This is a genomic window from Micromonospora sp. NPDC000668, assembly GCF_042897975.1.
Lineage (GTDB): Bacteria > Actinomycetota > Actinomycetes > Mycobacteriales > Micromonosporaceae > Micromonospora.
Genome location: NZ_JBIAYP010000009.1, coordinates 54,484 through 67,140, shown reverse-complemented (window position 1 = coordinate 67,140; position 12,657 = coordinate 54,484). Strand labels below are relative to the sequence as shown.

Annotated in this window: 6 protein-coding genes; 1 reads left to right on the top strand and 5 read right to left on the bottom strand. The window is 70.4% G+C overall.

The genetic code is table 11. The annotated features are described in order from the left end of the window. The first annotated feature begins 17 nt into the window (after positions 1-17). Positions 18-833 carry a class I SAM-dependent methyltransferase gene (locus ACFY29_RS33720; protein ID WP_386992663.1) on the top strand — a complete coding sequence of 272 codons (816 nt, stop codon included), beginning with the start codon at positions 18-20 and terminating at the stop codon, positions 831-833. A gap of 86 nt (positions 834-919) precedes the next feature. Here ACFY29_RS33720 and ACFY29_RS33715 read toward each other — a convergent pair whose 3' ends face one another. The 5 genes from ACFY29_RS33715 to ACFY29_RS33695 form a co-directional block, all read right to left on the bottom strand. After that, entirely contained in the window at positions 920-3,589 is a 2,670-nt protein-coding gene (locus tag ACFY29_RS33715) for a right-handed parallel beta-helix repeat-containing protein (protein WP_386992661.1), read from the bottom strand. 156 nt (positions 3,590-3,745) lie between these two features. After that, the gene (locus ACFY29_RS33710) at positions 3,746-6,382 is read right to left on the bottom strand and encodes a hypothetical protein (RefSeq protein WP_386992659.1); all 2,637 of its coding nucleotides are present in this window, start codon (positions 6,380-6,382) and stop codon (positions 3,746-3,748) included. Positions 6,383-6,578: 196 nt separating this feature from the next. After that, entirely contained in the window at positions 6,579-9,212 is a 2,634-nt protein-coding gene (locus tag ACFY29_RS33705) for a hypothetical protein (RefSeq protein ID WP_386992657.1), read from the bottom strand. A gap of 125 nt (positions 9,213-9,337) precedes the next feature. After that, positions 9,338-11,878, bottom strand: coding sequence for a right-handed parallel beta-helix repeat-containing protein (locus tag ACFY29_RS33700; RefSeq protein WP_386992655.1), 2,541 nt, complete (start codon positions 11,876-11,878; stop codon positions 9,338-9,340). 225 nt (positions 11,879-12,103) lie between these two features. After that, entirely contained in the window at positions 12,104-12,577 is a 474-nt protein-coding gene (locus ACFY29_RS33695; protein ID WP_386992653.1) for a hypothetical protein, read from the bottom strand. Positions 12,578-12,657: the final 80 nt, after the last annotated feature.

Here is a 12,657-nt window from a genome sequence, read left to right as displayed (position 1 = left end):
TCCGAGGGGGACCACCGATGACCACAGCAATCGATCTCAGCGCCGTCAAGGCACGCCAGCAGGTGACCTGGGCCAGCGGCGACTACGGCGCGGTCGCCGCGCTCATCCACCCGATCTCCGAATGGCTGGTCGCGGCGGCCGATCTGTCGGCTGGTGCCCGGGTACTCGACGTGGCGACCGGCACCGGCAACGCGGCCATCGCCGCCGCCCGCTGCGGCTGTGCGGTGACCGGCGTCGACTACGTACCCGAACTGCTGGAACGCGGCCACGCCCGGGCGGCGGCGGAACGGCTGCCGGTCACCTTCGTGACCGGTGACGCGGAGCGGTTGGCGTATCCCGACGGCACCTTCGACGCGGTGCTCTCCGTCGTCGGCGTGATGTTCGCGCCGGACCAGGAGCGGGCGGCCGCCGAACTGGTCCGGGTCTGCCGGCCCGGCGGCACGGTGGCGTTGGCGTCGTGGACGCCGCAGGGGTTCATCGGCGAACTGTTCCGCACGGTGGGGCGGCACGTGCCGCCGCCGGCCGGGCTGCGCCCGCCGGTCCAGTGGGGCGACGAGGGCCGGGTCCGCGAGTTGCTCGGCGGGGCCGTGGGTGAAGTGCGGGCGGTACGCCGGGAGTTCGTCTTCCGCTTCGGCACCCCGGAGGAGTTCGCCAACTTCTTCCGGGCCAACTACGGGCCGACGCTGAAGGCGTTCGAGGCGCTGCCCGAGGAACGGCGACCGCACCTGCACGCCGACCTGGTGGAGCTGGCCCGGACGCACAACCGGGCCACCGACGCCACCGTGCGGATCCCGGCGGAGTACCTGGAGGTGGTGGCCGAGCGGACGGCCTGATCCGGGTCAGAACGCGATCGGTCACCCGGGGGAACGGCTGGAGCCGGCACCGCCAAACGGTGCCGGCTCCGGGTCGGAACGGTTGGTCAGGAGGCGGCGGCGATGAAGTAACCCGCCTGGTCGGCAATCACGTCCGTGCTGCCCGAACTGGCGTTGTACAGCGTCACCGCACCCAACTCGACCCCGATGACGGCCATGTTGGAGGCCGTCTCACCCGCGACAAAGTTGACATTCGACGCGGTCGGCCGCGGCTTGCTGTACGGGTAACCGATGAGCACGCCAGCGGTGGTCGGCCCAGTAACCGTCAGGTTGACCACCACCGCGGTCGGACACTGCAGGACGGCGCTGGCACAGGAACGGTTGAGCTGCACGTTCTCCGGGTTGAAGCCGATCGACGAGTTCGGCGCGACCGGCCCCACCGGGCGGTACGACAGGCCGGTGCCGTCCCGCGTGTCGGCCACCCGGCGCGGGCCGTACGGCACGTAGGTCTGGTCAGCGCCAGAGGCCGTGGAGCCGAACCAGCCGGCCAGGTCGGCGATCACGTGCACGGTGCCGGAGCTCTGGTTGTAGATGTTCACCTTGCCGTTGACGACCGGCACCATCACCAGGTTGGGGATCGTCTGCCCCGCCACGAAGTTCAGGTTGGACGCGACCGGCACCAACGAACCACCGGGGTACACCTTCAGGACTCCGGCGGCTGTCGGCGCGGTGACCGTCACGTTCAGGATCGCGGCGGTCGCGTCGATAGGAATCTTCGACGACAGGTCGATCTGCCGCGACGTGTCCGGCAGGTACGGGCCGGTCGTGCCCTCGCGGCTGTCGGCCACCCGCACCGGGGTGAGCGGCTTGAATCCGGAGCCATTCGCGCCGTACCAACCCTGCAGGTCAGCGATGACGTGCACGGTGCCGCTGCTGCTGTTGCGGAACCGGATCCCCCCGCTCGTCAGCGGAACGGTGACCAGGTTCGGCACCGTCTCGTTGGCGACGTAGTTGACGCTCGACGCACTCGGCACCGTGGTCCCGTCCGGGTAGACGGTGAGGAAGCCGGCCGTCGTCGGCTGGGTCGCCGTCACGTTCAGCACCACCGCGTCGATGCTCGCCGCCGGCACACCACCGATGCTCGAAACCGGCAGCAGCACCTCGGAGTTGGGCCCGACCGGCACGGAGGTGCCGGCCCCGATCCCGGACCGGGTGTCCAGCAGACGGGTCGGGGTGACCGGGTTGTACCGGGCGCCGACCACGGTGCAGCCACCCCTGACTGGGTTGAATTCGGGGATGACCCGATAACCGTTCCCGCTCGCATACACCCGCACGCATGCCTGGCCGGCCCGGCGCACCGTCTGCTCGTGCACCGGGCCGCCCGCCACCTGGACGAAGCGGTCGCCGGTCAGGTGATAGCCGAAGGTGCCGCCAGTCGTCTCCACCGGCCACGAACCTGTCCAGGGCAGCCGGGTCACGATGTCGTACGGACCGCCGCCCACCTTTCGGCTGACGGTGACGGTGTCGCCGCCGGTCCACGGGCTCGCGATCTCGACCGCGCCGCGGTCGCGGTATCCCGAACCGGTGCCCGTGTTCGGCACCTCCGGCACATCGGCGCGGGAGTTACCGAGCAGGTCAAGCGGGCCGGAGCCGACCGCACCCGCGTCGGCCGAGTCGACCGCTGGCGACGTGCGATCGAGGTCGATCCACGGCCGCTCGGTCCCCTGCTGCGGCTTGAGCTTCGGATCGGCGGCGATGTCGTGGGCGCCCTGGCCGGTAGCCGCGCGGAATGCCGCGAGCTCGGTGTGCGAAGTCTCCCCCCAGGCGTACAGGGCGCCGCCGCTCGCCGGGTCGATCAGGTTGTAGTCGGCAACGCTCTGCCCGACCGACGCCGCAGAGAGCGCGATCGCGGTGGCAGCCGTCGGGTCGTCGCATGCGGCGGGCACGCTGCCGGACAGGTCGGCGGCCTGCACGATGTTGTTCCGGATGTCCACCCCCGGCGAGGCGCCGGTCACCGTGATACCCGAGGCGCAGCCAGTCACCAGGGTGTTCCCGGTGATCGCCGTGCCGGGGGCATCGGTGACCGTCAGGCCACCCCGGAACTGGTTGCCGGTGACCACGGCACCGGTCACACCGGCGCCGACCGCCACCCCGGGCGCACCGGACGCGCCGAACCAGCCCCGACTGACGGTCACGTCACTGGACGCTCCCGTGACATGTACCCCGACCACGCCGGCCGGCGGACGAATCGTGAGTTCGTCCACGGTCACCCGGGTCGAGCCGTCGATCAGGACCGGCTCAGCGGACCCCGACGTCCGGACGGAAAAGCCCTCAACCGTGACGTCGTGCACGCCGCTGAGCGAGAATGCGCTGCCTCCGGAGGCGGGCGCGCTCAACGTGACGAAGCCCTGCGGACCGTTCACCGCCCGGAAGGTGATCGGCGCACCGCTGGTACCCGAGCGGGTGATAGCCACGTTTTCCACATAGGAACCGGCCTGCACCAGGACGGTCTGACCAGGCTGCGCAACCGCTGCGGCAGCCGAGACAGTGCAGTACGGACGATCGACCGTCCCGTCGGCCGCACTGGCGGGGTACGGGCAGTACGTCCTGCTGACGTACAGCTCAGACCCCGCCGCAGCCTGCCCGGCGGCCGGGGCCTGCCCGGCGGCCGGGGCCTGCCCGGCGGCCGGCGCCGCTCCCGCAGGCGTCGTCGGCGCGACCAGGCCGACACCACCCACCAGCGGTACGACCACGATTGACCACAGTCTTCTTCTCATCAACAGCCCCCGCTGGATTGATCGCGTTCCGGACGGCAGCCTATACCGACGGTTGGCTATGCGTGGACCGACGACCGGCACAGTTCGGACCCACGGGACGGGGTGTGACACGGCCGCCCATCGAGGTGCAATGGACGGCCGTAGGTAGTCGACTGATCAGGATGCGGCGCCGATGAAGTAGCCCGCCTGGTCGACGATCACGTGGGTGGAGCCGGAGGTGTTGTTGAACAGCACGACGAGCCCGTATTCACCGACGCCGACGATGGCGTGGTTGGTGGCGGTTTCACCGGCGACGTAGTTGACGTTCGACGCGGTTGGCTGGTCGGGTCCGTTCGGGTGGGCGGTGAGCACGCCGGCCTTGGTCGGTGCGGTGACGGTCAGGTTTGCCACCAGCGCCGTCGGCTGTGGCGCGCTCTTGTCGCCCCTTGGGTCGAGGAAGGGCACGGCCAGCGCACCCCAGCCGTACGGCCCGAGCGGCACCCCTTCGCCTCTCCGGGTGTCGTAGATCCGGGTCGGGCCGAACGGCACGAAGACGTCCGTGGCGCCGCCACCGAACCAGCCAGCAAGGTCGGCCACCACATGGGTACGGCCGGAGCTGACGTTCTGGATGGCCACCTTGCCGTTGACCACCGGCACCATCACCAGGTTCGGAATCGTCTGCCCGGCGACGAAGTTCAGGTTCGACGCCACCGGCACCGCCGTGCCGAACGGGTGGACGGTGAGCACCCCACTGGTCGTCGGCGCGGTCACGGTCACGTTGAGCACCACCGCCGTCGCCCCGGACGGAACCCGACCAGACAGGTCCAGCGCCCGACCACTGTTCGGCGCGAACGCCGAGTTGCCGGCGCTGCGGGTGTCCAGCACCCGCAACGGAGCGACCGACCGGAACCCGGAACCACTGGCCGAGTAGTAACCCTGCAGGTCGGCGACGACGTGCACCGTGCCGCTGGCGGTGTTGCGTACGCGCAGGTTGCCGTTGGACATCGGCACGGTGACCAGGTTCGGCACCGTCTCGCCGGGTACGAAGTTGACGGTCGACGCGTCCGGCAGGGTGGTGCCGTCCGGGTAGACCCGCAGGAACCCTGCGGTGGTCGGCGCGGTGACGGTCACGTTCAGCACGACGGCGCTGATGTCCGCGGCCGGCATCCCATTGATCTGCGGCAGCGCCAGCACGACCTCAGTGTCCGCCGGGATCGGCACGGTGCCCGGCACTCCGAGTGCGGCGCGGGTGTCCAGCACCCGCTGTGGTGTCAGGGCCGTGTAGGCGGCACCGACCACCGTGCAGCTGGTTTTGGCGGCTCCGTAGGTCCACCGGAAGTCGGTGAAGGTCACCTGGTGGGTCTCGCAGGCATTGCCGGCCCGGCGGGAGCGGTGGTCCTCCGGCCCGAGCGGAACGATCCGGCGGAACGGCTCGTCGCTCCACTTGCGGGATACCTTGCCCAACGGGCCGTCCGTGGGCCAGGCGGTGGTGACGGAGAGGCCGACGGCCACGTCCAGAGGGTTGCCGCCGGCCTTGCGTCGGACCGGAACCTCGGTGACCGTCGTGGGGCCCTGCACCTCGACCGCGCCCCGGTCGTGGTAGCCGGAACCGGTGCCCGTGTTGGGCACCTCCGGGGAGTCGCTGTGCGGATTGTCCAGCAGGTCGGTACGGGAGACACCCTCCGCGGTGGCGTCCGCCGAGTCGACGGCCGGCGAGTTCGGGGAGATCTCGTAGTACGGCCGCTCATACGTCGGTACCGCCGACAGCCGTGGGTTCGCGGCGATGTCGTGGGTGCCGTTCCCGGTGGCGGCGACGAACTCGGGGAGGCTGGTGTACTCGGTGCCACCCCACCGGTAGAGCGGACCGCCGCTGGCCGGCTCGATCAGGTTGTAGTCGGCCACGGTCTGCGCGGCGCTGCCGGCCGAGACGGCGACGGCGGTCGCCTGTGAGGGCACCCTGCATGCCTGCGCGTCATCGAGCGCGCCACCGGCGGTCTCCAGGATGTTGTTCCGGATCGATACGCCCGGCGAAGTACCGGTGACGTCCACCGCCAGCGTGCAGTTGGTCGTCAGGGTGTTACCGACGATCTTCGTGCCCGGGGCGTCCCGTACCGTGATCCCACTCACGGTGAAGGTGCTCGCGGTAACCAACGCGGCGCGCACACCCGGGTCCACCACCAGACCGCTGCCGCCCACGAAGGTGCCACGACTCACCGTGACGTCTGCAGAAGCACCGGTGATCCGGACCCGACCCGGGGCCTCGTACTCGGAGGCGACCAGCCGATCGAGGATGATCCGGGAGGAGCCGTCGACGAGGACGGCCTCGGCCGTACCCTCACCGGACGCCCGGAAGCCATCGAGGACCACGTCGTGGACGCCGCGAAGAGTGAAGGCGCTCTCGTTGCCGCTGGGACCACGGCGCTTGCCCACCTTGACAACGCTGGCGCTCTCACCTGGCCCGTTCACCGCTCGGAAGGTGATCGGCGCACCCTCGGTTCCCGAGCGGCTGATCACCACCGACTCCCGGTATTCAGTTCCGGGGTGGACCAGGACGATCTGGCCGGGTTCGGCCACGGCGGCGGCCGCCGAGATGGTGCAGAACGGCGCCGTCAGGCTGCCGTCGCCACCCGCCGCGCAGCTCGTGTTGCTGACATGCAACTCGGCTCCGACCGCAGCTGGCAGCGGCCCGAGTGCGGGCACCGGCGCCGCCAGAGCGGCCTCGGGCGCCGCCGCTGCGGGCGTCGCCGGGCCGACCAGGCCAAGGCCACCGATCAGCGGTACGAGTGCGAGCCGCGCCAGTTCAGAAGTCCTCATCAACCGTCCCGACAAAGTGGATCTTCAAGAGATGGGAGCTTATACCGACGTAAGCCGATGGGTGTGACGCCGATCGGACGATGCATCACACCCGGTCGGCCGGTGCCGTCCCGGGTGTCGAAAGGTCGACCGTCCGACCGGGTATGACACGGCCGTCCATCGCCAGGCGATGGACGGCCGTGAACGGGTACGCAGGTCAGGAAGCGCCGTTGATGAAATACCCCGCTTGGTCGACGATCAGGTGGGCATCGCCGGAGCTGTTGTTGAGCAGCGCCACCTTGCCGTCCGTGCCGACCCCCACGATCACGTGGTTGGCGGCGGTCTCACCGGCGACGTAGTTGACGTTCGAGGCCGTCGGCTGGGTCGAGCCATAGGGGTAGGCGGTGACCACGCCGGCCTTGGTCGGTGCGGTGACGGTCAGGTTCGCCACCAGCGCCGTCGGTTGCCCGATGGTCGTGCCCGACAGCCGGTCGATGTACGGCACGCTGAACCCCTCCGAGACGTTCGACCCAAGTGGCGTCCCCTCGCCTCCGCGGGTGTCGTAGATCCGGGTCGGGCCGAACGGCACGAAGACGTCCGTGGCGCCGCCACCGAACCAGCCAGCAAGGTCGGCCACCACATGGGTACGGCCGGAGCTGACGTTCTGGATGGCCACCTTGCCGTTGACCACCGGCACCATCACCAGGTTCGGAATCGTCTGCCCGGCGACGAAGTTCAGGTTCGACGCCACCGGCACCGCCGTGCCGAACGGGTGGACGGTGAGCACCCCACTGGTCGTCGGCGCGGTCACGGTCACGTTGAGCACCACCGCCGTCGCCCCGGACGGAACCCGACCGGACAGGTCCAGCGTCCGACCACTGTTCGGCGCGAACGCCGAGTTGCCGGCGCTGCGGGTGTCCAGCACCCGCAACGGAGCGACCGACCGGAACCCGGAACCACTGGCCGAGTAGTAACCCTGCAGGTCGGCGACGACGTGCACCGTGCCGCTCGACTTGTTGACGATCGTCACCTCGCGGGCATCCAGTACCGGCACGGTGACCAGGTTCGGCACCGTCTCACCGGCGACGAAGTTGACGCTCGACACGTCGGCCGGTCCACCCACCGGGAATACCTGCAGGAACCCGGCGGCGGTCGGCTGGGTGGCGGTCACGTTCAACACGACGGCGGTGACGTCCATCTCCGGCACCCCGGTGAGCCAAGAGATCGACAGCGTGGCCGTTCTGCCCGGCGGGATCGGCACGGTCCCGACCCCTCCGATCGCGGCACGGGTGTCGAGCACCCGTTGCGGCGACACCGGCGTGTAGGCGGCACCCAGCACGAGGCAGGTCGTCACGGGGGTCTCCCGGAACTTCCGGAAGTCGTTGAAGCTGACCTGGTGCGCTTCGCAGACCCTGCCGGCACGGCGGAAGCGGTGGCCCTCGGGCCCCAGCGGCAGCACCCGACGGTTGTTCTCATCGCTCCAGTTGCGCGACACCTTGCCCAACGGGCCGTCGGTGGTCCATGCCGTGGTGACGGAGAGGTCGACGGTCACGTCCAGAGGAGTGCCGCCCGCCTTCCGCCGGATCGGCAGCTCCTTGACCGTCACCGGTCCCTGGGCCTCGACCGCGCCCCGGTCGTGGTAGCCCGAACCGGTGCCGGTGTTGGCCTTCGTCGGGTCGTCCGTGTGCGGGTTGTCCAGCAGATCGGTACGGGAGACACCCTCGGCGGTGGCGTCGGCCGAGTCGACGGCCGGAGAGTTCTGGCCGATCTCGTAGTACGGCCGCTCCACGGCATCCGCCGCCCGCAACCAGGGGACCGCGGCGATGTCGTGAGCGCCGTGACCGGTGGCGGTTAGGAACTCCGGCAGGCTGGCGTACTCGGTGGCGCCCCAACGGTAGAGCGGGCCGCCGCTGGCCGGCTCGATCAGGTTGTAGTCCGCCACCGTCTGCGGAACGCTCTCGGCCGAGACGGCGATGGCGGTCGCCTCCGACGGCGTCTCGCACGCCTCCGCGTCACTGAGCGCGCCGGTGGCGGTCTCCAGGATGTTGTTCCGGATGGACACACCTGGCGAGGTGCCGGTGACGTTGACCGCCAGGGTGCAGTCGGTCTCCAGGGTGTTGCCGACGATCTTCGTACCCGGCGCGTCCCGCACCGTGATCCCGCTCTGGGTGAAGGTGCTGGCGGTCACCACGGCACCACTCACCCCCGGGTCCACCACCAGTCCGCTGCCCGACCGGAACGCGCCACGACTCACAGTGACGTCCCGGGAAGCGCCGGTGATCCGGACCGCTGCCGGGGCGTCGTACTCGGAGGCGACCAGCCGGTCGAGGGTGATCCGGGAGGAACCGTCGACGAGGACCGCCTCGGCCGTGCCCTCACCGGCCGCCAGAAAGCCATCGAGGACCACGTCGTGCACCCCGGGCAGAGTGAAGGCACTCTCGTTGCCGTTGCCGCCTCGCCGCTTGCCCACCTTGACCACGGTGGCGCTGCGGCCCGGCCCGTTCACCGCCCGGAAGGTGATCGGAGCACCCTCGGTCCCCGACCGGGTGACCACCACCGACTCCCGGTAGTCACCGGGCCGGACCAGGACGGTCTCGCCCGGTCGGACCACGTCCGCGGCCTGGGAGATGGTGCAGAAAGGGCTGGAGGCGCTGCCATCCCCGTCGTTGTCGCAGTTGGCCGAGTCGACGTACCGCTCGGCAGCGGCGGCGGCCAGCACGGGGGCAGCGACGGGTGTCTGCGCGACGGCGGGCGCGGGTGCCGCCGCCGACGCGGGCAGCGTCGGGGCCACCAGGCCCGCGCCAACAGCCAGCGGTACGAGCGTGAGCCGTGCCATTACAGATCGTGTCATCGACCATCCCCGCGACAAGTGGATCTTCAGTAGCGGCGAGAGCCTATACCGATGCCCGCGAATGCGGACCATGTCGATCGGACGATCCACCACGCCCGGTCAGCCGGAACACCCCGGCCGCTGGGTCAGGACGCGGCGGCGATGAAATAGCCCGACTGGTCGACGATGACGTGGGACGTACCCCCGCTGTTGTGGAAAATGTCGACGCCGGAGCCCACGGCGACCAAGGCGGCGTTCGACGCGGTCTCACCCGCGACGAAGTTGACGTTCGAGGCGGTGGGCCGCTGCCCGCCGCCGGGATGAAGGGTGAGCACGCCCGCCGTGGTCGGTGCGGTCACGGTCACGTTGCCCACCAGCGCCGTCGGGGTCGGGCAGGCCGGCGCGCAGACCACGCCGCTCTGGAACGGCGCGAACCGGACGGTCTCCCGGGCGGCGAGTGGAGCCGGCGCGCGGCCGGGCAGCCCGATGCTGTATCGGGTGTCGACGATCCGCGTCGGCGTGATCGGCACGAACGTCTGGGTGGCGTCCGGGCTGAACCAGCCGGCCAGGTCCGCGACCACGTGTGTGGTGCCGGAGCTGTTGTTGAAGATGTTGACCCGGCCGTTCACCACCGGCACGGTGACCAGGTTGGGGATGGTCTGCCCGGCGACGAAGTTGAGGTTCGACGCGGTTGGTGCCGCCGAGCCGTACGGGAAGACCGTGAGCACCCCGCTCGTGGTCGGAGCGGTGACCGTCACGGAGAGCACGGCCGCCTTCGCGCTGGCGGGCAATCGCCCGGACAGGTCGAGCGGGCGGATGCCCTTGGCCGGGATCGGCGCGCCAGCTCCCTCCCGGGTGTCGAGCACCCGCGTCGGCGACATCGACGCGAAGCCGGACCCGGTCGCGGCGTAGAAGCCCTGGAGGTCGGCGACCAGGTGGACGGTGCCCGAGCTGGCGTTGTCGAAGAGAGCGGACCCGTCGAGGACGGGCACGGTGACCTGGTTCGGCACCGTCTCCCCGCTCACGAAGTTGATGCTGGACGAGGTGCTCCAGCCGCCGCTCGGGTAGACGCTGATGAAACCCGAGGCGCTTGGCTGGGTCACCGTCACGTTGAGCACGACCGCGCTGATGTCCGTCCCGGGAATCCCGGCGATGCTGCCGATCGGCAGCTCGACCGTTCCGTTCGCGGCGACCGGTCGGGTGTCGGGCACACCGATCCGGGATCGGGTATCCAGGACCCGGGTCGGCGCCACCGGTATGTAGCGTGCACCGACCTGGGTGCAGATCCGTTCGTCGTACGAGGTGGGCAGCCGGAAGTCGGTCTGAGAGGTCTGCACCCGGACGCAGACTTCGCCGGCTCGCCGCAGCGTGTACTCCGCCGTGGCGGAGTCGGTCACCCGCCAGAACGGCTCGCCGTGGAGGTGGTAGGCGTACAGGGTCCGCTCCCGCTCGACCGGCCAGACGGAGTGCGTGCCCGACCGGGCGACCACGTCGAGCGTGCCGCCGCCGACCTTGCGCTCGACACGTAGCGGGTCCTGAGTGACGGCACCCCGTGCCTCCACCGCTCCCCGATCGCGGTATCCGCTGCCGGTGCCGATGTTCGGCATGGCCGGATCGTCGGTGTAGGACCCGTCGAGCATGTCGGTGTCCAGGGCGCCGGGGGCGTTCGCCTCGGCGGAGTCCCGGGCGGGAGACCCGTCCCCGGTCACCAGGTAGTGACGGTCCACGCCGGTCGCCCAGGTGAGCTTCGGGTCGGCCGCCAGGTCGTGGGCGGCCTGCCCGGTCGCCGCGACGAATGCGGCGAGGGTCGGGTAGTCGGTGCCCGCCCAGGAGTAGGGCGCCCCTCCGCCGAGCGGGTCGATCAGGTTGTAGTCGGTGCTGGTCCCCGCCACCGACTCGGCGGACACCCGGATGCCGGTGGCGTTCGCCGGAGTGAGGCAGCGACCGCGCAGGCGAGCCGTGACGACGATGTTGTTGCGAATCGTGGCACCCGGTGAACTGCCAGCCAGATGGATGCCGTACCTGCAGTCGACGTGGATCGTGTTGCCCGTGATCGTGAGGCGGGGAGCGTTCGCCGCGGCCAGGCCGGAGTTGTCGAGCTGGTTGGCGGTGATCACCGTGTCGGTGACGCCTGACTCAACGGACACCGAAGGGCCCTGCCAGGTGCGGACGAAGCTTCGGCTGACGGTCACCCGGCTCGACGTGCCGCTGATCCGCACTCCGTTGGGACCGGAACTGCCGGTGTAGATGGTGACCTTGTCGAGGCGGACCCGGTGGGAGTCCCGCACTGTGACGGCGTCGGCGACGTTGGCCCCGAAGACGACCAGGCCCTCCACCGTCACGTCGTGCACGCCGGTGAGGTCCAGGATGGTCCCGGTGATGGCACCGGTGGCGTATCTGCCGACCCGCACCATCTCCGAGTTGACATTGACCGCGCGGAAGGTGATCGGCGCGGACTCAGTGCCGGATCGGGTGAACCGGACGTTCTCCTGGTATTCCCCCGGGTGCACCAGGACCGTCTGGCCCGGGCCGGCCACCGCAGCCGCCTCCGATATGGTGCAGAACGGTCGCTTCACGCTGCCGTCACCGCTGCCCTGGCACCACAGCTCGCTGACGTGCAGTTCACCTGCGACCGCCGAGGCGGTGACCGGCGCGGGCGCCGCCGAGGCGGGCGCTGCGGGCCCCACCAGAGCCGCACCCCCCGTCAGTGGTACGAGTGCGAGGCGTGCCCACCGTCGGATGTCCATCAAGCGCCCCCGTGACAATCCCATCCACCGATTTCACTGAGCGTATCCGTGACAGTTCCAATGCGGACAGCGTCGATCGGCCGTTAACCTGCGCCGATCAGCCCACTGGATGGTTCACCCGGGCCGCCTCAACGGCACCTGGCGGGATCGTTAGGCCGGAGCGTCTCAGTCGTGCCGTTCGGTGCGCTCGATCTCGGCGAACGCCGCGCTCAGGTATGCGTCGACCTGCCGAGCCGTGCCCGCGAGCAGGTCGACCACGAGCAGCGGGGCGTGCCGGGCGAGCGCCGCCGGGTCGGGCGGGGAGTTGTCCTCGCCCAGGTCGTACACACCGAGCGCCCCGGCCAGCAGGACCAGCACGACGTGCGGGTCGACGTCCGGTCGCCACGGGGCTGACGAGCGCACACACCGCGCCAGCACCTGCCGGATGTCGTCGCTGTCCAGCCCGTCCGGGTGGGTCTCCTCCAACAGCAGCCGCACCACGGCGCCGAGGACCAGACCCGAACGCTCGGCGGCGGCGAGCCGCGTGGTCGCCACCTCGTACGCCTCGCTGTCCTGGGCCTTCGCGGCCTCGACCGCGTCGCTGGCGGCGCCGGCGATCTCGCGGGCCGATGCGGGCAGGTGTCGCCAGGTCACGCTCACCGGGCCAGCATGGCAGAGCACACCGACAGCCCTCGCCGCGGTAAACGGTTCGCGATCGTCACACCCGGCGAACACAATGC

Excerpts from the sequence above, each read along its gene's own strand:
- ACFY29_RS33720 (WP_386992663.1), top strand. The coding sequence starts at position 18 with ATGACCACAGCAATCGATCTCAGCGCCGTCAAGGCACGCCAGCAGGTG.
- ACFY29_RS33715 (WP_386992661.1), bottom strand. The coding sequence starts at position 3,589 with ATGAGAAGAAGACTGTGGTCAATCGTGGTCGTACCGCTGGTGGGTGGT.
- ACFY29_RS33710 (WP_386992659.1), bottom strand. The coding sequence starts at position 6,382 with ATGAGGACTTCTGAACTGGCGCGGCTCGCACTCGTACCGCTGATCGGT.
- ACFY29_RS33705 (WP_386992657.1), bottom strand. The coding sequence starts at position 9,212 with ATGACACGATCTGTAATGGCACGGCTCACGCTCGTACCGCTGGCTGTT.